We start from the raw sequence: 22,709 nt of genomic DNA, 5'->3' as shown, positions 1-22,709 counted from the left end.
AGGTGTGTGCCGAAAGTTGGTGTATGAACCGGTCCATGCTCTGTAAGGTGGGCTTTTGTCTAGCTCAACTCCGTTGACCCGTCTGAAAACTTGACCTGTATGAAAGCCCATTATTGGTGTGTCCAGTTGGGCGACATATCCTTCAGCTATGCCCACTGAATGGGCTAGATGGATCCGCTGGCAGGGATGCCTAACTCAGACAGGATTGGGTCGGTATAGCGCAGAGGAGAAGGGCAATGGAGTACACCGCACATGCCATACAGCGATGCAGCCAACGCGGAATTCGGCAGCAGCAGGTTCTGTGGCTCTTGGATTTTGGCTGCCATACCTGGAATCGTGGAGCCCAGGTGTACTTCTTTGATCGGGCTCGGTTTAAGCGGTTGTTGCTCACGCTCTCTTCTGCCGAACGGCAATTGGCCGAGAAGGCTCAGAATGCCTATGTGGTCGTAGCAGATGGCGCAGTGGTGACTGTTGGGCATAGGAGCCCCGACTTCTGCGTCAGCAAGCCTGGCGCTCACCACCATAGAGGTCGCTCGCACCATCAAGCAGCCTGAGCCGCGAAAGATGACAGTTCCTGGCTAATTCGGCAGGATGTAAGTAGTGGCCAATTGATGTTGTTTGCCTCGTCCCAGCCAATTTAGCGTCGCTAAGAGTCATCAGCGTGATAAGCGCTTGCGAGCACAGCTGCGGGGAAAGGATGACCTGAAGCCGGACACAAAGGGGCGGCTAAGGGATAATCCGGCGTGAATGGGCATCGGAGCTGAGTGGACGGCGTCTTCGCCTTCAAGTCTCCCTTCTGGATGGCAAAAAGGCTCACTCCAGTCTGCTTTGCAAGAAAGCCTAAATCTAAAAGGATCTGTTTTCCAAATGATCTACAGCCCATACCAAGCAAAGTACTTTGCGCACTTCTTAACGCGTGAAGGTATCGGTGCCGACGAGTCTTTGACCCAGTCTTTATCCTCGGCCCGTGTGGATCTGAACCCGCACCAGGTCGATGCGGCTATGTTTGCCTTGCGTTCGCCATTATCCAAAGGCGTGCTGCTGGCAGATGAGGTAGGGCTTGGCAAAACCATCGAGGCGGCGTTGGTGCTCAGCCAGCGTTGGTGGGAGCAGCGTCGAAATCTTCTGTTGATTGTGCCGGCCTCTCTTCGCAAGCAGTGGGCCACTGAGCTACGTGAGAAGTTCTCATTGCCCTCGGCCATCCTTGATGCCAAGCGCCTTAAAGACTTGGCGTCCTGCGGGCAACCCAATCCCATTGGGCGTAAGGAAGGCATCATCATCGTCTCTTACGAATATGCAGCTCGTATCGCCCATCAGCTGCAAAAGGTTGCTTGGGACCTGGTCGTATTTGATGAGGCGCACAAGCTGCGTAACGTCTTTAAGGCAGCTAACAATTCTCGAGCTGCAGTCCTGCGCGACGCTTTGCAGGGTTGTCAGAAGCTTTTGCTCACGGCAACACCGTTGCAGAACAACCTGATGGAGCTTTACGGCCTCGTCACGATCATTGATGAGGCTTACTTTGGTTCGGAGCAGGCTTTCAGGGCCGAGTTCGGTGGCAAGGGAAACCTTGCGGCGATGGCCTTGCTGCAACATCGCTTGGAGCCCATCTGTAAACGCACCTTGCGTCGTCAGGTCCAGAAGGCGGGACTGATCAACTACACCAACCGTTTACCGAAAACCTTTGACTTTACTCCCAGCAAACTTGAGCTGGATCTGTACGACTCAGTATCGGCTTACCTGCAGAACCCAGGCACCATCGCCCTAGGTAAAAATGGCCGGCACCTGGTGACTTTGTCCTTGCGCAAGATCCTGGGGTCATCCTCATTTGCCATTGCTAAAACCTTGGACAAGATGGTCAATCGCCTGCAAGCGAAGTTAGCGGTTGATGACGATACCCTGGATGATCTTGATGGATTTGCTGAGGAGGCCGAGGATTGGCGTGACGCAGGTTCTATCGCCGCAACCGAAGCGGATGCTGTCGAAGACCATTCGGATGATGATCTTGATGAGATCGACCCAGAAAAACTTCGGGCTGAGATCGCCGAGCTGACTCATTACCGGGATATTGCTACCTCAATTAACGACAACGCAAAGGGGCGAGCACTCCTGGAGTGCTTGCCCATCGTTATGGCCGAGATAGAAGGTAAAGGCGGCCAGCGCAAGGCAGTAGTCTTTACGGAGTCGGTGCGTACCCAAGCCTATCTGCGGGATCTACTGGAGCAAAACGGCTTTGCCGGTCAAGTCGTGATACTCAACGGCTCAAATACTGACAAAGACAGCACAGCCATTTACAAAGAGTGGCTTGCCAAAAATAAAGACACTGAGGTTGTCTCCGGCTCTAAAACCGCCGATATGAAGGCGGCGATTGTCGATGCTTTCAAACATGACCGCTCCATCCTCATTGCCACGGAGTCCGGTGCCGAAGGTATCAACCTGCAGTTCTGCTCGCTGCTAATCAACTATGACTTGCCCTGGAATCCACAGAGGGTTGAGCAGCGCATTGGCCGTTGCCATCGTTACGGGCAAAAGATCGACGTCACTGTCATCAACTTTCTCAATCGCAAGAACCAGGCCGAGGAGCGCATCCACCAGCTCTTAGAGCAGAAGTTCAAGCTCTTTGAGGGGGTGTTTGGCTCATCCGATGAGGTCTTAGGTGCCATTGAGTCTGGGGTGGATATCGAGCGGCGCATTTTGGAGATCGTCCAGACGTGCCGCTCGAATGATGAAATCAATGAGGCCTTTGATCGCCTGCAAGAAGAGTTCAGTGTCGAGATTGATGCTGCCAAACAGGATGCACGCAACAAGATCTTGGCTGAGATGGATGAAAAGGTAATTGAGCGCCTGATGAGCCGTAAGGAGGGTGTTCATGCTGCTCTCGGCGACTTTCGCCGGGCTCTGCTGAGCCTTGTCCGCGCTGAACTGCCGGAAGCCCGTTTCCATTCAAACCATGTTGAGCGCTTTGATTACCAAGGCAGCACCTGGTCTACCGAATGGCCTGAGGCAGAGGAAAACGGCTGGCGCTTCTTCCGCTTAAGTGATGGTGGTTTGGCTGACCAATTGGTGGCACAGGCAAAAGCACGATCAACCCCCACGGCAATGCTTGAGTTTGACTACAGCGCCTATGCCGGCAATCTGGCGGATGTGTCCAGCTTGCGTGGCCAATCAGGTTGGATGCGACTCTCGCGTCTATCGCTGCAAACCCCTGCTCGCATTTGGGATGAGCTTATCTGCGCAGCCTTTAACGATGACGGCAGCATGCTTGACCCGAGTACCGCGGAACGCTTGCTGCACATTCCTGCCCGAGAGATTAGCGCACCGATGGGGCAGGCCCCAGAGTCAGAGTTGGCGAGTGTGACTGAGGCGCGGCAAACGGACCTTGTCGGGCGTGCGCAAGAGCGTTTGGGCGAGTTTCTCAACGAGGAAGAAGACCGTCTTGATGCGTGGCGTAATGACGCCCATGTGGCCTATGACCAGCAGATTAAAGAGCTGACTAAGCAGGCCAATGAAAAAAATAAACTCGCCCGTGCAACCGCTAACTTAGCCGCCAAGCTTGAGTTACAGCACGAAGCCAAAGCCTTAAAGCGCCAGGTAGATGATCTTCAGCATCAGCTTTATACCCGCTTGCGTGAAATCGATACTGAGCGCGATGCCATGCTCGATGCCATTGCCGAAAAACTTAATCTGACGCCACAGGTGGATCACCTGTTTACGATTCGATGGAGCCTGATCTAATGGCTGGTAAAACCAAACTTGAACTGACCTGGATTGGCAAGGATGATCGCCCGCGCCTAGAGCCGCGCATCCTAATTGAAGAAGCTGAGTTTTCCTATCACGCAGAAACACGGCGGGAGAATGATAACTTCGACAATATGCTGGTTCATGGGGATAACCTTCTGGCGCTAAAAGCGCTGGAGACGGATCCAAATGTGCGCGGCAAGGTGAAATGTATTTTTATCGATCCTCCGTATAACACTGGGTCGGCGTTTGAGCATTATGACGATGGAGTTGAGCATTCACTTTGGCTAAGCATGATGCGAGATCGCTTAGTTATTCTCAAAGATCTGCTTCGCGATGACGGCTCCATCTGGATTGCAATTGATGAGAACGAAGGGCATTACTTAAAAGTTATTTGTGATGAGATTTTTGGTCGCCAGGCATTTGTGGCTTCAATCATTTGGGAGAATTTCTACGGGCGCAGCAATGCTGCCGCAATCTCCCCTGCACATAATTACATCCTCATCTATTCACCTCTAGGAAATAAATTTAAGTATCACAGAAATTTATTGCCTAGAGATGATAAGGCAGTAAGTAAGTACAAAAACCCAGATAACGATTCACGTGGGCCATGGCGTTTGGGGCCGATTTTCGCATCAGGTGAGCGACATGCTGGGCTTATGTATGCTATCGAAACACCCTCGGGGCGGGAGATACGTCCTCCGAAAGGTAGTCACTGGCGTATGACTGAGCCAGATTTTTGGGCAATGGTGGATGAGGGAAGAATTGTTTTCGGAGAAAATGGAGACAATGCCCCTGCAGTTAAGTTGTTTCTACAGGATGTTCAGGACGGGGTAGTTCCTCGATCAATTTGGCCGCATAGCGAAGTTGGACACTCTCAGGAGGCTAAGCGTGAAATCCACGCATTGTTCCCTGATACATTGCCGTTTGATACGCCGAAGCCAGAGCGATTGTTGAAACATGTCATACAAATCGCTTCCAATCCGGGGGACCTCGTCCTCGACTCCTTCGCAGGTTCAGGCACAACCGGTGCTGTAGCCCACAAAATGGGCCGCCGCTGGATTATGGTCGAGCTGGGGGAGCACGCTAAAACTCATATTGTGCCACGTATGCAAAAGGTCATCGACGGCTCTGATAAAGGGGGAGTGACTGAGTCTGTGAATTGGCAGGGTGGAGGCGGCTACCGTTTCTTTAAACTCGCCCCTTCATTGCTGCAAAAGGACAAGTGGGGCAATTTGGTAATCAATAAAGATTACCAGCCAGAAATGCTGGCCGAGGCCATGTGTAAACACTTCAATTACACCTACGCACCATCCCCCGAACACTACTGGATGCATGGTAAGGCCACAGAAAGCGCTTTTATCTACGTGACAACCAACAGCTTAACCTTTGATCAACTCAAGGCCCTGTCTGATGAGGTGGGGGAAGAGCGCAGTTTGCTGGTTTGCTGCATGGCCTATGAGGCCGCTGGCGATAACTTAGCGAACCTAACTATTAAGAAAATCCCCCGCGTGGTGCTGGATCGTTGCGAGTGGGGTAAAGACGATTACTCCTTAAAAATCGCAGCCTTGCCTTTGCAAGATGAGGACGTCGAAAACGCAGACGGCACTCCAAACAAATTAAAAAAAATTAAAGCATCAGTAGTGCAGGCCAGCCTATTCGATGACTCTGAAGGAAATTGAGATGACTGGAATGAGCAGGGATCGTGTAGTTACGCAAATTAGTCAGCGCCTCTCGTTGCGCAAGCCTCAGGCAGAGGCACTTCGTCGTCTCGACACTATCGTAGGATTGGTTGACCCGAAAAAGGGTACTGATGTAGACATCGCTCGGGATCAGGTGCGTCAGGCATTCAATGAGGTTACTGATGCGGACTTTGCAGAATTTGAACGCGACTTTCCGTCAGTTTGTTTCTCCGTTGCCACCGGTGTTGGCAAGACCCGCTTAATGGGTGCATTCATCAGCTATTTGCAGATGATCGGCAAGAGCCGAAATTTCTTTATTTTGGCACCGAACCTGACGATCTATGAGAAGTTGCTGTTCGACTTCGATCCGCGCAGTCCTAAGTATGTGTTCAAGGGCATTGAGGCCTTTGCCCATACCCCGCCTTTGATTGTTAACGCGGAAAACTATGAAGAAGGCCGTGGCGTACGCGGTGGGGATCTATTCGGTCGCGAAAGTGTGATCATCAATATCTTCAACATTTCGAAGATCAACTCTGAGGTACGAGGCGGTGCCGCCCCTCGCATCAAGCGCCTGCAGGAGTACATTGGCGACAGCTATTTCTCGTACCTATCTGAGCTTGATGACCTGGTACTCCTAATGGATGAAGCGCACCGTTATCGCGGTAGTGCTGGATTCAAGGCTATTGCCGAGCTGCAGCCGATTATGGGGCTTGAGGTGACGGCGACACCGAAAACCACCGGTAGCAAGCCCCAGCCATTTAAGAATGTGGTGTACCGCTACGATCTGCCGGACGCGATGGAAGATGGCTACGTCAAAGAGCCTGCTATCGGCACCAGGGCAAATTTTGATCCCAAATCGGTGGATGCCGAAACGCTTGAGCGCATCATGCTCGAGGACGGCATTAACTACCACGAGCACGTCAAGGTTGCCCTCGAAACCTACGCTAAAAACCACGACAAACCGATTGTGCGGCCCTTTATGCTGGTGGTGACTAAAGACACGACCCATGCCTCTGAGGTGAAGCAGTTCGTTGAGTCAGATGACTTTTTTGCTGGCCGCTATCGGGGCCGGGTGATTGAAATTCACTCGAAGACCTCGGGTGAGGAGAGCGACGAGAATGCTCAGCGCCTGCTTAACATTGAAAGAAGCGGCGACACGGACATTGTCATCCACGTTAACAAGTTGAAAGAAGGCTGGGACGTAACCAACCTATTCACCATCGTGCCGTTGCGGGCTTCAGCTTCAGACATTCTGACCGAACAGACCTTGGGGCGTGGATTGCGTCTGCCTTACGGTCGGCGCACGGGCGTGGCTGAGGTCGATCAACTGACGGTGATCGCCCATGACCGCTTCAATGCACTTATTGAGTTGGCCAAAACCGAAAACGGTGTCACCAAGAGGCTCAAGCAGGTGTTTATCGGCGACGGCGGTGATGTGCCCTCAAGCAAGCCGCAAACGATAACAGCACAAAATACCCTGCAACATTTGGTTCAGAGCTTGGCGAAGCCATCTTCTGAGCCCAGTCCTCAGCTTAGCTATGGGGCTAGTGCACCTGGTGCCCCACTGCAGGCCAAGGAAGCTCCAGCTAGCTTTACGTTGGATAGTGCGCAAGAGGTAGAGCTGGCTGAGGCAGCGATACAAGTTGTCGTGCAGCAAGCGGCTAAAAAGGTAGGCGGACTGACGGACCTGAAAAAGCCAGAAGTACAAGACTTCGTCTTAAAGGCAGTACAGTCAGTTCAAGTGCCGCAGCAAGCACTGTTCCCTGTCTCTGTTGAAAAGGCCCAGGAGATCGTTAAGGCTATTTGTGAGCAGTTCGTCGAGAAAATTATTCCCATACCGGCGCTGACCATTACGCCTACTGAAGATGTGTCCTTTGGCTTCAAGTCTTTCACGCTGGATCTAAAGCAGTGGAATTATCAGCCGCTGGCGCAGGAACTGTTGATTCAGGTTTTGCGCACGGAGAAAACCCAAACCATCATCGGGGATGCCAATGCGGAACAACAGGTAAGGCTTGAGGACTTTATCGTCTCAAAGCTGATCGACCTTCCCGAGATCGATTACGAAACACATGCAGAGGTGCTGTATGACTTGGCTGGTCAGGTTGTTAAGCACTTTGCCGAAAAGTATGAAAAGCCCGAAGAGCTGCGCAGTGTTTTGCAGGGGCACTCCAAGCAGATGGCGGCCGCCATTTTTGCCGAGATGAAGAAAAACATGTGGCGTGGGCAGACAAAATATCGGGTAACGGTTGATGCTGCCTTCCAGGATTTGCGCCCGCAAAATTTTGAGGATGTGGGTACTAAGTACGCTTCTGACTTCCGTAAGGCACCTGAGAAGCTGAATGAAATAAAAAAATACATATTCAGCGGTTTCAGTAAGTCTTGCTATCACTTGGCCAAGTTTGACTCGGACTCAGAGCGGCAGATGAGTGAGCTTTTGGAGAGAGACTCAAGCGTTAAGCTCTGGATGAAGCCTGGGCCGAATCAATTCAAACTGTATAGCTCTGATGGTCTTCCTTATCAGCCAGATTTTGTTGTCGAAAGTAATGATCGTCTTTTGATCGTTGAGACAAAGCGTGCTGACCAGATGAAGGAAGCGCCTGTAGTTCAAAAGGCAGAGCTCGCTGCACTTTGGGCCCACATTGCCACTGTCTGCCACAGCCAGAAGGTTGGGGGTAAGCCTTGGACCTATCTGCTGGTGCCGCATACGGCGGTAGCGCCTAACGCCACCTTGTCCGGTCTAGTAGCAAGCTTTACCTGCCTGGCTGATGCTGAGCTTCTGACACGATATGAGTTATCAGCTGAGTAGGACTCAACCTGCATATTGGCAGTGAGGGGGCTTCGTTGGGAGGCTGCTAGATGAAGCCCCTTGAGAGATATGTTGTGTTCAAGTGCAGCTTTCACTGCTTCGCACTCAACAGCCCAGGGTTTGCAACGCTTTGAGCTCGGAGGGGGGATGCTCCACTGTCGCTCCAAGGCCGTGCCGAGCTGCATGTGGAGCGTCGCATTTCGTCGCAGCATGGAGATACAGTCCGTACCACTTGAGCTCCAGCCCGCCAACTACCAGTTGCTTACTTACCCTTGCTCCGTTACCAAGGAAGGACCCAGAAGTTCAATGTTGTCTGTACTGTCGCTGTTTGATGAGCGATCGCGTCCGAAGGGTACGCGAGATCCGCTCGGGGCTGAGGCCATCTGGAGCTCCATCGGCCGCAAGCTGGTCGGTAACCTGACTACGGTCACCAGCAATCTCGACAACTTCATCGTGGCCCTGTTGTGCTGTCGCTATGCTAGTGAGTGCTCGGATAACTCGTGGGAGATGCAGGAGCATTTCCTGCGCTTCGAACAGCTTGCAGCGTATCTGCGCTGCCAGTCCGGCCGGGACAGCCTGCTGGGCATCACTCGTGCGCGCAATAATCTCGGCAAGTCGGAACTGAAGGTGCTGCCCCTCGGCCGGGGCAGCCAATCCGAGATTCTCAGCAACCAGCTCAGTTACGGCCTCTGGGGACTCTATAGCACGGCCTTACAGTTGGCGGATCTGTTGGAGCCAGGTCAGCGCAAGCCCACTGCTGCGGGTCAGGAGTTCATTGACAGCCTGGTCGCTGGGTTGGGCAAGGCGGAATGGACGGCACTGGCCGGCATCTGCCAGCGCAGAAAAGTCAGCCGGGTTGAGATCGAGAGCCATGCTCCTGCCTTTGCCGCGCTGCTCGACCAGCAGTCGCTGCGCCAGCGCCTGGTCAACCTGCTGCTGGATGGCCGACTTGCCAGCCCGTTGCAGCGTGAGCTGTTCTTGCTGGCACACAGCTATCTGGCAGAAGTGTCCGAGTGGGAGGTTTCGGGCTTCTGTGGCTGGCTGCAGCAGCGTGCCGGTATCAGTGACGAGCTCAGGCGAGTCGTGCTGGCGATTCAGAGCATCGAGCCGTTGCTAGTGCTGGCCGCGACCATTTTCGGCTGGCTGCAGGGCCAGCAGAACTGCGAAGCTAGCAAGCTGGTAGAGGTTCTGCCCCCGCGGCTGGAGAACCTCGGGCTGCGCGATCACTGGATGCAATTGAGCGCATTGCCGCACCGCGACTTCCTGCAGAAGCTACACAAGTATGCGATTGCCGGTGACAGTCTGCAGGTCATCAATACCCTGCTCGAGCACAACCGCAGCATCATGGCAGGCCGCAAAGGTGCACCTTGGCTGGAGTGGGAGGGGCGGCGCCTGAAGGTGCGCGTGCGTAATGACCGCGCCTTGTTGCCTGAACAGTTGGATGAGGCCAACCTCGGCTGGCACAACACTTACTTCATCGGTTCCTTTCTGGCCATCGCGGCGGAGGCCGTCTGATGGAGCAGCTGACCATTAGTGAAGCCTTCGTGCAGCAATTGGCCGGCCGGAGAGTGTGCGCCGGCTTTTTCTCCACCTTCAGTTTCGAGCCAGAGTTTTTCGAGCTTGAAGTTTTGCCCCTGATGCTGGGCAATGATGTCTGGTCCCCTAGCGACGAACTGCGCTACGGCCAGCTGCAGCTGAAGATGCAGGAGCCCGAACAACCGGCCACTCACTGGGCCGTGGCTTACGACCGTGACATCTTCGAGTCGCAGACCGCGCCCCGGCTGGAAGTGGACTACCTGCCTGTTAGTCTGCTGCCGGCCTGTCAGCATGCCAAGCTAAGCGTGCTATTGCTGGAAAACCCTGCTGAGGATGGCAAGTCGGATGACCAGCCCGGCTACAGCATCCTGCTGTGTGCTGGCTCCTTTAACCTGACCCGAGCCGGCTGGTGGGAGAACATTGAAGTAGGCCACTGGGTCGAGCTGGATGCACAGTATGCCCCGGCCAATATCCGTCGCCCGCTGCACCAGGCTCTGAAGTTCTACCGCAATGTTCGGCCTGCAATGCCAGTACAGGCACTGCAGCGCTTGCTGGACGCGCTTGAGGAGTTGCCGGAAACCGAGGCTGATGCGAACTGCAGCTTCTATTTTTCTTTCTCCGCCAATGGCCAGCATGTTCAGTCGTTCCCGCAGTTTCTTGCGCAGGCCGAAGCACAGGGAACACTGGAAATCGTTAGCCCGTTCTTTGCCGAGGATGGTAACAATCGGGTGGTGGCGAGCTTGCTCGAAGCATTCAAGAAAGTTCAGTTATTTCTGCCCAGGGACGAAGCTGGCCGGGCGCTCATCAGCAAGGATGTCTACGGTGCGCTGAGCGAACGGGTGGAGTGGGCTGAGTGGCTGCCGGAGATACACCGGCAGTTGATGGGCGCCGATGGCTATCGTCGGCTGCACGCCAAGATCTACCACTGTACGGGGCGTGATGGCTGGCACTTCATCGGCTCGGTCAACCTTAGTGAGCAGGCGTTTAGTCGCAATGTCGAGGCTGGTTTCCTGCTGCGTAGCCCATGTCCAGCCCTGCTGCAACCGCTGGCAAATGCAAGTGTACCGCAGGTTTTCGACTGTCCTGTCGAGGCGGACAGCCTGCTGGATTCTGCCGCCGCGGTCATGCCGCTGCTGCACCTGATCTTCGACTGGCAGGATGCTTGTCTGCTGCTGCTGTCGCCTGAGACGGGGCGTCTTTCCTTGCTTGATGCCAACTCTGACTGTGTGAGCGAGCACGAGCTGCAGGCAGCGACACCGCTGAAGGTCAGCTTTACCGAGGGTCGACAGCTGTTTGCCCGCTCCAGCTTGGTACATGCCCGCTGGCAGTCCTCCATACAACCTCCAGGCGAGCAGCCTGTCGCCAGCGGTGTGCTACTGGTCAGCCAGCGTAATCTGTATGGCCGCCCGCTCGACATGCCGGGCATGGATCTGGCGAGCCTGTTGCGTTTGCTACATGCCATGGGGCATGAGGCGCGCATGTCCAGCATGAGTGCAATGCTGGAAGCCGCGCTGCGTCAGAACTTTGAGAATCCGGACCAATATCTCATTCAGACCGGTGATATCCAGGACGTGGCCAGCTTCTTTTCCGAGTTTTCCGAGGTCAATGGCGCATTTTGGGCGCTCGGCCAGCGATTGGAGAGGGCTTCGCAGGGCGGCGATAAACGCACCTTGGACTACTTCCTGCGCGGGGCCCAGCCCGACTCGCTGGCAGGTCTGCTGGCTGCGGTGCAACCGCAGCAGGGGGCGACTATTCCCGGTCTGATTGTGCGCTATCTGACCCTGCTGGGAATTGAGGAATTGCTGCTGCGTCATGCTGAACAGGCCGCTCCTGGGTTGTTGTCAGAGGTGCAACGCAGCTTGGCCACGCTTGAGCGCAACGAACTCACCCCCTGCTTACAGGACGAGGGCATGGACGCCAGACGTTTCATCGACTGGTACCGCCGGCAGTTCCTCGCGGGGCTAGGTGCTCAAGCCAGCCCATGCGTGGAGGGCGGCGATGCAAGCCATTGATTTGCAAACGGCCAAAAGGCTGATCGATTTCTCTGGAGGACGGGACGAGCTGCGCGGGCTGGGCGAGCAGCAACTAGAGGGCACGCTGGCCCTACACAATAAGCTGGCACAGCATCGGGTTGCCTATCTGGCCGACGAGGTTGGAATGGGCAAGACCTATGTCGCGCTGGGAGTGGTCGCGCTCATGCGTCGCTTCAATCCGGATCTGCGCGTACTTTACCTGCTGCCATCGGTCAACGTGCGCGACAAGTGGATAAAGGATTTCCAAAGTTTCATTGAGCATAACTACCTTAACGACGACATCATCGTCCGGGGCATCGGCAGCTTGGCCGGACCGGCTGCACCCCAGATTACCTGCGACAATCTAGCGGATCTTGTGCATGCGCTAGCCAGCAGTACCGCGCGTGATTACTTCATTTGCACTTCGGCTTTCAGCTTCGGTCTTGGCGCCACTGTCGCCGAATTGGAAGCTAGCCTTGACCGTCTGGTGGCCCTGCTGCCGCAGACTCGCAACGAGGAGCAGATCCTCGGCCTGCGCCAGCAACTCAAGCGCTGCCGGGATGACAGCGGCGTGGAGGCCCTGAAGGAGTCGGTCAAACATTGCTGGGCAGCAGCCATCTACCGCGTACTGCCGCATTTCGATCTGGTGCTGGTCGATGAGGCGCATAACCTGCGCAAGTCCCGTGACAGCAGTGCTCGCAACCGCATGCTTGCTACTGCGCTACTGGGGCAGGAGGGCGAGGCTTCCCGGATCAGGCGCCTGTTGCTGCTGTCCGCCACCCCCTACGACCGTGACCTATCTCATCTGCGCAACCAGCTGGCGCTTTTCGGTATGACGCAAGCGGCAGCTTTGCCGGAAAGGGCCGAACTGCACAGCACAGAGATGCAGCAAGCGCTGCATCGGCTGATGGTGCGCAGGCTGAACGAACTTCAGTTGGACAACGTGCCGCATACCCGCAACATGTACCGCGACGAGCTGCGCACCGGCGCCGAAGCCGAAGTGAAGATGGGGATCTCTGAACAATTGTTTAGTGCGCTGGTTCAGAAACGGGTCAGCCAGCACCTACAGCAGAACTTCGCAGGCCGTTTCGAGCTGGGTATGTTGGCCTCTTTCGAGAGCTACCTGCCTGGCCAGGTTCAATTCGATGGTGATCTGCAAGAAGTGGCCATCAGCGACAGCAACCAGCCTGATGCCCGTGATCGGAACGTGGTCGAGCAACTGGTTCGTTCCTGGAAGGATACTTTTGATAACCGTCTTCCACCGCATCCGAAGATGAGTTGGGTCAGTACTCAGCTGTCGCGCCTTGCCTTCGTAGAGGGAAGTAAGCAGCTGGTGTTCGTGCGCCGGGTAAGTAGCGTGAGCGAGCTGAAGGGAAAGCTGGACGAGGCCTACGATGACTGGTTGGCCCACCAAGTGACACAAGATCAGGCGGTTATGGCCTGGTTCGAGCGTTATCGCACGCAGTACTGCGAACGCTCCGGCGAAGTGACCTCGGAAGAGGCTGATGAAAATGGAGAGCCTTCGGCTCGTTCCGACAACTTCTTTACTTGGTTCTACCGTGGTCGCAATGCCGAGCTGAACGAGCAGCAGCCACCGGCGCTGGGTACGCTGCCCAGCTCGTTCCGCAATATGCTGGGTCGTACCAGTTGTTTATTTGAGGCTGGCTGGAGTCGTTTGCCCGGTATGCCGCGCAACTTGGTGGTCGACTGGTCGCGCTGGGTCGTCAATTCGAATGATAAGCCGTCGGCCCAGCGCCGCTTCCGGGTGGCTCAGTATGCTTGGCTGCAGACCGTGGCAAGTGTATGCACAGGGACCGCTGCGTCTTTGGTAGCGGGTCGCATCCTGCGCTATGCCTACCCAGACTGGTCCATCACTGATCGTCCAGGCATTGAACTGAGTGACCTAAGCAGTCTGCAGAATGACCTCGACCGACTCACTCTCTGGGATGACCTGCGCCAGCAGCCCAAGCTGCAGACGCTGGCGCCGGAATGGAGTGTGCAGACTTTTGAGCTTCTGAGTGGCGACGTAAAGCAAGCCCTGCACGAGCTCAAACGTCAACTAATCCATATGGAGCTTATTGCGCTGGTTTGTCGTTTGGATCATCCATTTATCGATCTGTACAGCCTGCGTGGCGTGCGACGCGATGAGGGCAATGCCGACGATGCGCTAAGGGTGGCGTTCAGCGAACTGCTTGCCCGGCAAGCCGAGCAGCAGGTGCAATTCTGCTCCTGGCGGATTTTGCATGACATCGCTAGCAACCTGGATCTACTGGTCAAGCTCAACTTCCCGGCGGCCTGGCAAAAAACCAGTACTGAGCTGACACGCTACCTCAGTAATCAGATCAGCCCGCTGCAGCCAATCGCTGGTGCTAGTGGTGAGAATCGTACTGAGCGCAGTCCACTGGCCCGTCGTTTTCGTATGCCTGGTTATCCTCGCATCCTGGTTTCCACAGATGTTTTTCAGGAAGGAGAAGATCTGCATACCTTTTGTGACAGCGTTATGCATTACGGCATTCCGCGTAGTCCGATTGCTCTAGAGCAGAAGGTAGGAAGGGTCGATCGTGTGGCTTCGCTGTCGCACCGACGCATGCTGGCTAACCAGCGCGATAGCGCCAATCACTTCATCAAGGTGCGCTATCCGCATATCCGTCAGAGCCTGGAGTTCCTGCAGGTACGGGAGTCGGCACGCAGTTTGAACGATTTCATGCTCTCGCTTGGCCGCATCCAGACTGCTGGGGCGAGCGAGCGGGAGCTGCAAATTACACAACAGCTAACCGATACCTCCCCGGTGCAGCCGCCACTGCGCGAGCGCCTAAGTAGCTTGTTCCCAGTACAGCCTGATGATCTAAAAGGCAGAAGCCAGCTTGCACAGATCGAGAAGCATCAGACGGCCCTGCAGCGGCGGCTCCAGCACATACGTCAGCAACTGACGGCCTTGCTGGGTGCCCCACCGGAGGAGCGTCCTCTGCACTGGCGAACAGGTAATGTCGAGCTGGAGTTGCGTACGATCGCCGGTTTGCCGGAGCTGCTGCTATCTGCCAGCTGTGAACATGAAAATGCCCCCGGCTGGCTGGTCGACAGTGGCAGGGGGTGGGCCAGCAAGCGAATCGAGCGCATGCAGGAACTGCAGGCCGATCCGTTGCGCCGATTGCAGTTGCACTACAGTCGCGACCAAGGCTGGATGCTGCGCGCTAATAGTGAAATCTATGCTGGCAGTCAGCACATCCTGCAGCATGAAGAGTTGCTCAGCTTGCTTGGCCGAACTAGGGGGGAGTCGGTAGTCAAGCCTTTGGCCGAATCGCTAAGTCTGCTGGAAAGCATGCTGGACAATCTGCCTTGCCCGGATGGCATACAAGTTCTACGCAGCAGCAGCCAGATGCTGTGCTACAAGTTTGAGCACTTGGGGCGCAGCCAGCGTGTGCGGGTAAAGGCTCGTCAGGGCCATGTGCAACTCAGTTCGCGGGTACTGGATGCCGCCGCAACCGAGGAGCTTGCAAGAGGAGGCGATAATCTGCTCGATTCGGCACTGGTGCGTTATACCCTCAGACGTAACGCTAGTTTCGACTTGGTGGACTTTCACGTCAACAAACAGGGTGAGCTCGCTGTGCGCGCCTGCCATCCGCTGCAGTGGCTGAACCGAGAGGAGCTGGGTTGCATAGCTTTACTGGTTGCTGCCGAGGCTGACCGGTTGGAGCACATCATTCGAGGTGGTGACGATCATGAGTGAGCCGTATCCATGGCTCGCCAGAGATCAATCACCATTACCTGGCTCAGTTGTAGGTAGGTGTGCGCGAGGAAGGTCAGACTAGTACTGCCCTTGCATAGCGAGCGCCAGACTAAGACGATGTGTTATCTCAGCGGCAAGTTTTTTGGGCTCTCGGATTTGTATTGATCCCGCGTGCGACAAGATCCACCAGCGTAGCTCCCAGCTATCCGTAACTGTAGCCACTAACACTGACCCATCGGCTTCATCTGTTAGGGTCATATCGTCTGATAGAGGCGTCTCCCTGAGCAGCCTAGCAAGCCCATCGTTGATCCAAGCAACGATCCTGGTCTGAGACGCGGTGCCAAATTGCATGGCGCCACTTTCTAGGTAGCTCTTCAGATTGAATTCGGCCGGCCCAGTAGTCACGAAATCCAGCACCTGTGCGGAGCTGAATCTATGCAGGGCAAACTGGCGGACGTCATCGAATGGCTCCACGGTGGCTAGCAGATAGGTCACTTGTCCGCGTTGCACCAGAGCCAGTGGATTAAGGGTGAAGTGATGTACCTGATCCTTGTGCGCGGCGTAATACACACAGCTCAGCTGCTTCTCATACAGCAATGCTTCTTGGATCGTCTCGAGGATGCCTTCATCGACTGTCGGCGGTAAGAGCGAGAGATCTGGATGCACGCTGGCCACTTTATGAATCCATCGTGCTGCCGGTACCTCGTCGCTCAGGGAGTGCAGCTTCTGATGGGCTTGTCGAAAACGGGGTTCGAGGGCCTTCAACATGTGGTTGGGAATCAGCGCATGCAGGCTATCTTCAACCAACCTAAGTGTCAGAGCTTCGCCCAGGGAAAGCCCCGGAAGCTCGCTTGCACAGCCCGGCATCCAGTGCCACCCGTATGGCATCCCCTTGTCGTTGCATTGAAGAGGGAAGAGCTGAGAGAGCTCTAGCAGGTCGCGTTCGATAGTACGTTTACTGGAGTCATGCCCAGCATCTTGTAAACGCGTGTGCAGTTCCGTTGCGGTCAGCCCGGGGGCCTTGTTTGGAAGCAGGCGGAGGAGCTCCCACTGGCGAGCCAGTGTGCGGCGAGATGTATTACTAGGCACCCAAGCATTCCCGATAGTAGTGATTGAGTGAGAATGGAGGAAAGCTGACTGCCCAGGCAAGCATCATGCTTCTCGAGTGCTTGGCATGGACATCGACTCTATTCGATGCAGGCACACTCGGCATCTATACCCGCCCAGGAAATCGCTCAATTTCTCCGAACAGCAGAGCTTTGGCTGGCTCGTCGGGCAGTATCACGGTACTGAGAACCATGGCCTCTAAATTCGGACTGAGCTCCTCAATGGCTTCTGTGAGCTCGCTTGTTTCGCCCAGGCTTGGCCACTCGTTGTTAATCAGCAGCAGATAGAGCGTTCGGAAACCTTGGCTAGGCAGTTGTTGCAGTGGTAATGGGTTTGAGTAATCGATATCGACCAGCTCGCAGCGAAGCTGCCGGCTGGTGCTGCAGCTCAAAAAACTTCGGAAGTCGGCATAGTCACGTCCGGGCCAATCTCCGCCGAAGGCGGCGTGGCGTATGTAGCGAATAATCTGCTCCGCCCACAAAATGAACCCTGTTGAGGCAATGTGCAGGGTGGGGGCGACCTGGTAGCCCCTTCGTCCCAGGTCTCGTGAGCGGAGCGTCTGATCAATGAAGATCACGCTGTCTGCGCCGTCCTCATCTGCCAAGTATTCCAACGGGGCGTTTACAACGAAGGAGATATCGCTCGCCCCGAGCAAGGTGCGACGCTCCTCCCACTCCAGTCGGGTATGCATGGACTCGCAGCGTGCGTGGAAATCCATCACGCGTATACGAAGTGGTAGTGGAGGAATAAAGCCGCCCAAGTCGGACATGGTCAGGACTCTTTCTCCGGCGATTTCATGCGCACGATCTTGCGCGCTTGAGCCTCACTCACCAGCCATGAGATGAGTTCTGGATAGTTCACGTCTCCCAGCTCAGCGATGTTTTGCCGCGCCGCCTCCAGGCTGGCGGTCATTGCTTGAAGTGCTTGAGCATCGAGCATGCGGGAGAGCCCGGCTCGAGACAGGAGGGTTACAGGCTCCAGTAGGGCATCGAATGCGTCTTGCAGCACCACCAGTCGTGACAGGCGGCTGAGCTGCTCCTGGATATGCGGTGGTGGCTCTGTTGTGCCAAGAAAGCCCGCCAAATTGATCAGTCGCCTGCCCAGCCTTTTACTGCCTGCAATGTCCTGCAATATGGCTTCTAGGTTTTCTTTAATGAGGCGATCCATGGGGTACTCCCTTCACTGCGGTGAAGTAAGCATGGAGCATGGGGGCGACAGAATGTGTCGCGATGATTTGGGTCGGACACCGCTCTACGATGGGCTGAATACCAGAAGCTTCAGGCCATAGCCTGAGTAGTTGGAGATCATCCAGCCAGTGGGGACGACGTTGTGCCCGATGGCCTTGCCAACGTGCTCCATTACGCTGGCATAGTCGCCCCACGTGAGGTCGTAATTGGCTTCGATTACGAGTAAGGCATCCAGGGCAAAGTTACGCATCGCTAGCGGCGTGTTGGCTAGTAAAGAGGCGACAGCAGCAGTGGGGGTGGAACCCCAGCCAGCAGCCGTTTGGCCAACGGTCTGGCCAGAGAGGTATGAGGCAAAGCTGTCCCATTTGAGCCCGGGAATACCGCGGATTTCTCGAGCCAAGTAAAGGCTTGCCCAGAAGGCGGCCAGCTCTCGTTGGCTTTGCCATTTATAGCTGCGAAAGGGTGGGTAGACCTGCGTTTTGGTTTGTGTGAAGTGATGGATATGGATTGTGTCTGCCAAACCAGATAAGTGCTCCCAAGGCATTGCGCTGCTTGGTGAGGTGCACAGCCAATGGAGCTCATCAAAGCGTTTGTCAGGCCAAGTCTGGTTCTGGCCAAGAGCGGTAAAGTGGAGCTGGCCGCAGTGCCCTCCATCTACTGGGAGCGCAGTGCTGCAGTGCTGCAGAATGCAGCTCACGAGTTGCTTGGCCTCGGCTTCCGTTGCCGCGATCAGGGCTACTTCGAAATTGCTCGTGCTTAGCTCATGGCTGTCAGTGAATTGGTGCTCCACGCTTTTGCGCGCGCTTTCAACGTCTTCGCCCAGCCCCAGCAGATGGTAGAGATAGTCGCGAGGGCCCCAGCCCTTATTTCGGTGAAAAAGACAGCGGGAGCTGGTCATGATCAGCGCACCTGAACCGGTGCATTAATACACCTGTATCCGGGGTACTGGGCTTCAGCTGTGACCCGGGCCATTTCTGAACTGACGGCCTGGACGGTGAGCGTGAAGTTGGCGCGAGGCCCGGCATTGGGGACAACACGTTGCAGGAAGGCAGAGTAGGTTTTCATCGTCAGATCTCTTGGTTCAAATGGCAGGAGACAGGATGAAGGGTGCTTACGACACCCTGTGTCGCAAGGGCTATTCGTTCTCGTAGAGCATTGTCATGCGTCTTGCCGTTGTTGCGATTTGCTCACGTAACTCCGCAGGCTCAAGTACTTCCAGATGCTCACCCTGACTCAGCAACCACAGATCCAGCCCTTGGCTGAGGTGCAGGCTGCCAGTCATCAACCACCAGCCATCAGCAGAGGCTTCCAGCTGTTGATCAGCGGTGAGTGCGTTCTCCAGTAAGCGCTCGTAGAGCGTGTGGCTCACACGGAGCTTCAGTTGGGCAGGTAAGTCCGTTTTCAGGCTCACCAGGCTTCTCTGAGCAGCGACAGAGTTAATGTCGTAGTCCTTAGGGGCCGGGAGATCTTCAAAGGTCGTGCGGGCTGAAATAAAGCGATGCAGGGGCAGCGCGGCAATATTGCCTTGTGGCAATCCCTTGAAGATGCAGGACAGATAGATATTGGAGTCCTGGTAGGACAGACCCAGTGGTTTGAGATGTAGCAGCCGGGGCTCACTGGCTCCGCGCTTCAAATACTGGGCTTCAACGGTTGCATCGTCCAAGAGTGCTTGTTGTATCACTTCCAGTGTTTCAGGGTTCACAGTGCTTGGAGACAGGGTCACGAAGCGAGTGTTGCTGATGATCTTGCCTGAGCAATCCTGGGCTGGTCGTTTTCCCTTCAGTAGGGATGTTGCGTACTCCCGCAATGGGGTGAGCTTTTGTACCTGCGCCTCCATTCCGAAGCGAGCGGCGTGATCCATGATCATGACGAGATTCATCGCGTCGGTCGGCAACATGCTTAAGCGTGAAAGCGATTTCTCTGCCCACCATAGCTTGGCTTTGCCCTTAGGGCGGCTGTGCACATGGGGATAGTTCAGTTCGAGGTCACTCAAGTCTCGCAGGATGGTGCGCTTGTCGACATCAATGCCTTGGTTGGTCACGCGCTCGTGAATGGCGGAGCTGTTGAGAGCGTTTTCCTTGTTGGGGAGGAGGCCAAGTATCAAGTCCTGGCGATAAAGCTGCTCCATGAGGTCGTCCCTGCTCGTATGCGACATGAACTGTCGTAAAACTATTGAAAATGAGCTGACATGGTCAGTCACGAGACAGCAGCATGAGCAAATCTGCCGATGTGTTCAATCTGATGGATAGCCTTCTTGCACCAAGTGACCAGGTTGAAATCAACGAGCCTGGAGAGGTGCAACGCCTATATGCCGGTATCGGTATGCCAGCGTTACGGGCCGCTGAGCTAGCCGAACAGAGTCGTTTATTCACCTACCACGAAATCAAGGCTGCCAATCCGCTTCTGCGGTTGAGCGATCCGATCCGGCTTCGTCGACAGTATGAGCAACTGCGAGCAGAGGCACTGCAGGGTGATGCTGATGCGCTAAACGACTTGGGTTGGCTTTGGCTCAACGGCTCCCGGTTAAAGCCTGAACCGCTCCTGGCCAGACGCCTCTTCAAAATTGCAGCGGTGTTGGGTTCTTCAGAGGCGCTTTTCAATCTTGCGGAGCAGGCCTTCTATGGCAAAGGTGTGAGAGCTAACCCGCTCTTGGCCATCGATTATTACGAGCAGGCTTTTGAGTCTGGTATTCCCTGTGCTGCGCAGGCTCTAGGTGGCTTGTATGAGCGCGGGGATGAAGGTGTGTGCATTGATCATGCGAAAGCCATCGCTTGGTATAAGCGAGGCGCGGATGAGCAAGACACGATGGCGTGTTTTCTTCACGGCCGGTTGGCTTTGGACGAGTCGTCCTCTGAATACAACCAGGCCATAGGCCTCTATTGGCTGCAGTGGGCTGCCATGAGTGGCGAGGTGCTTGCGAGTGAGCGGTTGGCTGATTTTTACCGCTCTACCTTCGACTCCCCACCTGACCGGGATGGCCGGCTGTACTGTTTCTGGCGAGATATAGCGATCAGCCAAGGGAGTAGGTTGGCGGAGGAGATGCTAGCGCTGGATGGGCAATGCCAATTGGCCAGTAATCGATAGTAGGATGCCAGCGCATGCTGGTTATACGGCTATATCGAGGCCAGAGTTCTGGTCCTGTATTTTCTGGAATGGAAATGGTTGGGGGAAGGAATGAAGTCCACAGGTCTATCAGCAAATCAACTTGGCTTCGCCCACTATTTGGCGGGGTTGTGGGACAAAAAAGAACAGCCTGTGGATCAAGATGGATGTGTCCTGGAAGTGGGGAAAGGCAGGATGCTTCATTGCTACCGCATTACTCGCTCCAGGCATTGGAAGCCTTGGCGAGCACGCGTTGCGTCACCAATTCAGCACTGGTGGTGCCGGTCTTTGGCGGAGGCTGCGCATCACTACTCCTGGCCTGACAGCCTACCGCCGGACTCTTTTGCCTGCATCGCAGGACGTCTACGGCAGGCACTTTCTACGAGCGATGAAGACGCGGCTCGTCAGGCATGTTTGGACATTTTCACCTGGGGCGGGGTTGCGCAGAAGCCAACTGACAAGTCGCGAGTTTGGTTGGAGTTTCAGTACGCACAACGGACGCTCTGTCAGTCAATCAAAGATGCGGTCCATCTTCTGCAGCCAGGATCTGCACTCAGCCTTGCGGCGTTCGATGGAAAAAGGCTTCTGATGAATGCGGCGATGACGAAAGTCTATGCCGCTGCGGACCCCGACAACATCATTATCTATGACGGGCGGGTAGGCGCTGCGCTGGGTCTCTTGGCTCGATACTGGCTCGAAATGACTGGCATCGGGAGTGTGCCGAATGACTTGGCATTTCGCTGGGGAGCGGGCCGTAGTGAGGTTAAGCGTGATCCATCGTGCAGGGGTTATCAGTTTTCCTCGTTGTATCTGCCCAGCACAAAAACAGCTCATCAGGACGAGGTTTGGGGGACTCTGGTTCGTAAGAGTGGCGAAATTCTTAAGCAGATGAGCGCTCTTCGCGGGGATATCACCTCTATTGGCGACGTCGAAAAGGCTCTCTTCATGATCGGCTTCAATATCGAGCGTGATGTGCCACCGTCACCGATACCTGCTGTGGTGGGATAGGTAAAGTGGGCGGACTGATTCCAGATCAGATTATCAAAAAGGTTCAGCGCTCCCGTCATTTGTTGATTTTTACGGGGGCGGGTGTTTCTGCGGAAAGTGGTATCCAAACTTTTCGCGAAGCTCAGGCCGGTTTGTGGGAACGCTTTGAACCTGGGGAGCTGGCAACGCCAGCTGCATTTCGACGTGACCCTGCTCTGGTCTGGGGGTGGTATGAGTGGCGGCGATTGCAGGTGCTAAGCGCGCGCCCCAACCCAGCTCACATTGCTATTGCCGAGTTGGCCAGGCGGGTACCGAAGCTGACAGTGATTACCCAGAATGTTGACGATCTGCATGAGCGGGCGGGCAGCGCTGAGGTCATTCATCTGCACGGCAGTCTGCATGAGCCTCGTTGCTTTGCCTGTGGCCGGCCCTACGCAGGTGTGGTCGCTGAACTGACGGCTCCATCTGCCTCTGAGCGCTGTGAGCCACCACGTTGCGAGCGATGCAACGGCAGAGTAAGGCCAGGTGTTGTCTGGTTTGGAGAGCCTCTACCTGAGAGTCCAATGCGCTCGGCGTTGGCTGCTGCCCGCCATTGCGACTGCCTGCTTTCCATTGGCACATCAGGTGTTGTGATGCCGGCGGCCCGTATCCCGGAAGTGGCTTTGGAGAGCGGGGCTGCTGTTATCCATGTAAACCTCCAAGCCGTTGAGGTGAGTGCTCCAAATGAGTTCTCCCTGATCGGCCGGGCCGGCGAATTACTCCCGTCCCTATTGCAGCAAGCTTTTCCTAGTTCATGAGGCTGGTGGTTGCGACACGAAATGTCGCGAC

Annotated in this window: 15 protein-coding genes; 9 read left to right on the top strand and 6 right to left on the bottom strand. The window is 55.4% G+C overall.

Annotated features, from left to right (window positions below; genetic code table 11):
• Nucleotides 1-164: 164 nt before the first annotated feature.
• Nucleotides 165-479 (bottom strand): hypothetical protein, encoded by a 315-nt coding sequence (locus PI990_RS21335; protein WP_271658399.1) that lies wholly within the window; start codon nucleotides 477-479, stop codon nucleotides 165-167.
• A 388-nt stretch (nucleotides 480-867) separates the two neighbouring features.
• On the opposite strand from PI990_RS21335, the gene PI990_RS21330 reads away from it, so the two are divergent.
• The 6 genes from PI990_RS21330 to PI990_RS21305 all read left to right on the top strand — a co-directional run bounded on the left by PI990_RS21330 (nucleotide 868) and on the right by PI990_RS21305 (nucleotide 15,498).
• Nucleotides 868-3,732 carry an SNF2-related protein gene (locus PI990_RS21330; protein ID WP_271658398.1) on the top strand — a complete coding sequence of 955 codons (2,865 nt, stop codon included), beginning with the start codon at nucleotides 868-870 and terminating at the stop codon, nucleotides 3,730-3,732.
• A complete protein-coding gene (locus tag PI990_RS21325) occupies nucleotides 3,732-5,417 on the top strand; it encodes a site-specific DNA-methyltransferase (RefSeq protein WP_271658397.1) in 1,686 nt (561 codons plus the stop codon). The genes PI990_RS21330 and PI990_RS21325 overlap by 1 nt, the downstream gene beginning before the upstream one ends.
• The gene (locus PI990_RS21320) at nucleotides 5,398-8,223 is read left to right on the top strand and encodes a DEAD/DEAH box helicase family protein (protein ID WP_271658396.1); all 2,826 of its coding nucleotides are present in this window, start codon (nucleotides 5,398-5,400) and stop codon (nucleotides 8,221-8,223) included. The genes PI990_RS21325 and PI990_RS21320 overlap by 20 nt, the downstream gene beginning before the upstream one ends.
• 306 nt (nucleotides 8,224-8,529) lie before the next feature.
• Nucleotides 8,530-9,738: a hypothetical protein gene (locus tag PI990_RS21315; protein WP_271658395.1), complete on the top strand. Its 1,209-nt coding sequence runs from the start codon at nucleotides 8,530-8,532 to the stop codon at nucleotides 9,736-9,738.
• Nucleotides 9,738-11,771, top strand: a complete 2,034-nt coding sequence (locus tag PI990_RS21310) for a phospholipase D-like domain-containing protein (protein WP_271658394.1) — start codon at nucleotides 9,738-9,740, stop codon at nucleotides 11,769-11,771. The genes PI990_RS21315 and PI990_RS21310 overlap by 1 nt, the downstream gene beginning before the upstream one ends.
• Nucleotides 11,758-15,498 (top strand): DEAD/DEAH box helicase family protein, encoded by a 3,741-nt coding sequence (locus PI990_RS21305; protein WP_271658393.1) that lies wholly within the window; start codon nucleotides 11,758-11,760, stop codon nucleotides 15,496-15,498. The genes PI990_RS21310 and PI990_RS21305 overlap by 14 nt, the downstream gene beginning before the upstream one ends.
• A gap of 78 nt (nucleotides 15,499-15,576) precedes the next feature.
• Here the strand turns inward: PI990_RS21305 and PI990_RS21300 are convergent, their stop codons facing one another.
• From PI990_RS21300 to PI990_RS21280, 5 genes are all read right to left on the bottom strand, one after another.
• The gene (locus PI990_RS21300; protein WP_271658392.1) at nucleotides 15,577-16,587 is read right to left on the bottom strand and encodes a helix-turn-helix transcriptional regulator; all 1,011 of its coding nucleotides are present in this window, start codon (nucleotides 16,585-16,587) and stop codon (nucleotides 15,577-15,579) included.
• Nucleotides 16,588-16,711: 124 nt separating this feature from the next.
• Nucleotides 16,712-17,374: a hypothetical protein gene (locus PI990_RS21295; RefSeq protein ID WP_271658391.1), complete on the bottom strand. Its 663-nt coding sequence runs from the start codon at nucleotides 17,372-17,374 to the stop codon at nucleotides 16,712-16,714.
• 2 nt (nucleotides 17,375-17,376) lie between these two features.
• The gene (locus PI990_RS21290) at nucleotides 17,377-17,772 is read right to left on the bottom strand and encodes a hypothetical protein (RefSeq protein ID WP_187806367.1); all 396 of its coding nucleotides are present in this window, start codon (nucleotides 17,770-17,772) and stop codon (nucleotides 17,377-17,379) included.
• 84 nt (nucleotides 17,773-17,856) lie between these two features.
• Nucleotides 17,857-18,690: a hypothetical protein gene (locus PI990_RS21285; protein WP_271658390.1), complete on the bottom strand. Its 834-nt coding sequence runs from the start codon at nucleotides 18,688-18,690 to the stop codon at nucleotides 17,857-17,859.
• Nucleotides 18,691-18,927: 237 nt separating this feature from the next.
• Nucleotides 18,928-19,920: a helix-turn-helix transcriptional regulator gene (locus tag PI990_RS21280; RefSeq protein ID WP_271658389.1), complete on the bottom strand. Its 993-nt coding sequence runs from the start codon at nucleotides 19,918-19,920 to the stop codon at nucleotides 18,928-18,930.
• 83 nt (nucleotides 19,921-20,003) lie between these two features.
• On the opposite strand from PI990_RS21280, the gene PI990_RS21275 reads away from it, so the two are divergent.
• The 3 genes from PI990_RS21275 (at nucleotide 20,004) to PI990_RS21265 (ending at nucleotide 22,678) form a co-directional block, all read left to right on the top strand.
• Nucleotides 20,004-20,876 (top strand): tetratricopeptide repeat protein, encoded by an 873-nt coding sequence (locus PI990_RS21275; protein WP_271658388.1) that lies wholly within the window; start codon nucleotides 20,004-20,006, stop codon nucleotides 20,874-20,876.
• A 90-nt stretch (nucleotides 20,877-20,966) separates the two neighbouring features.
• The gene (locus PI990_RS21270; protein ID WP_271658387.1) at nucleotides 20,967-21,902 is read left to right on the top strand and encodes a hypothetical protein; all 936 of its coding nucleotides are present in this window, start codon (nucleotides 20,967-20,969) and stop codon (nucleotides 21,900-21,902) included.
• 14 nt (nucleotides 21,903-21,916) lie between these two features.
• The gene (locus tag PI990_RS21265; RefSeq protein WP_271661335.1) at nucleotides 21,917-22,678 is read left to right on the top strand and encodes an SIR2 family NAD-dependent protein deacylase; all 762 of its coding nucleotides are present in this window, start codon (nucleotides 21,917-21,919) and stop codon (nucleotides 22,676-22,678) included.
• Nucleotides 22,679-22,709 lie beyond the last annotated feature (31 nt).

The organism is Pseudomonas sp. TUM22785, assembly GCF_028198105.1.
Lineage (GTDB): Bacteria > Pseudomonadota > Gammaproteobacteria > Pseudomonadales > Pseudomonadaceae > Metapseudomonas > Metapseudomonas solani.
Note: the sequence above shows the minus strand (reverse complement) of the source record. Positions and strands in the feature narration are given on the sequence as shown.

Bases quoted from the DNA above. Each gene is read 5' to 3' on its own strand.
- PI990_RS21325 (WP_271658397.1), top strand. From the start codon at position 3,732: ATGGCTGGTAAAACCAAACTTGAACTGACCTGGATTGGCAAGGATGAT.
- PI990_RS21315 (WP_271658395.1), top strand. From the start codon at position 8,530: ATGTTGTCTGTACTGTCGCTGTTTGATGAGCGATCGCGTCCGAAGGGT.
- PI990_RS21270 (WP_271658387.1), top strand. From the start codon at position 20,967: ATGAAGTCCACAGGTCTATCAGCAAATCAACTTGGCTTCGCCCACTAT.
- PI990_RS21285 (WP_271658390.1), bottom strand. From the start codon at position 18,690: ATGACCAGCTCCCGCTGTCTTTTTCACCGAAATAAGGGCTGGGGCCCT.
- PI990_RS21330 (WP_271658398.1), top strand. From the start codon at position 868: ATGATCTACAGCCCATACCAAGCAAAGTACTTTGCGCACTTCTTAACG.
- PI990_RS21280 (WP_271658389.1), bottom strand. From the start codon at position 19,920: ATGGAGCAGCTTTATCGCCAGGACTTGATACTTGGCCTCCTCCCCAAC.
- PI990_RS21275 (WP_271658388.1), top strand. From the start codon at position 20,004: ATGAGCAAATCTGCCGATGTGTTCAATCTGATGGATAGCCTTCTTGCA.
- PI990_RS21290 (WP_187806367.1), bottom strand. From the start codon at position 17,772: ATGGATCGCCTCATTAAAGAAAACCTAGAAGCCATATTGCAGGACATT.
- PI990_RS21310 (WP_271658394.1), top strand. From the start codon at position 9,738: ATGGAGCAGCTGACCATTAGTGAAGCCTTCGTGCAGCAATTGGCCGGC.
- PI990_RS21320 (WP_271658396.1), top strand. From the start codon at position 5,398: ATGACTCTGAAGGAAATTGAGATGACTGGAATGAGCAGGGATCGTGTA.
- PI990_RS21335 (WP_271658399.1), bottom strand. From the start codon at position 479: ATGCCCAACAGTCACCACTGCGCCATCTGCTACGACCACATAGGCATT.
- PI990_RS21295 (WP_271658391.1), bottom strand. From the start codon at position 17,374: ATGTCCGACTTGGGCGGCTTTATTCCTCCACTACCACTTCGTATACGC.
- PI990_RS21305 (WP_271658393.1), top strand. From the start codon at position 11,758: ATGCAAGCCATTGATTTGCAAACGGCCAAAAGGCTGATCGATTTCTCT.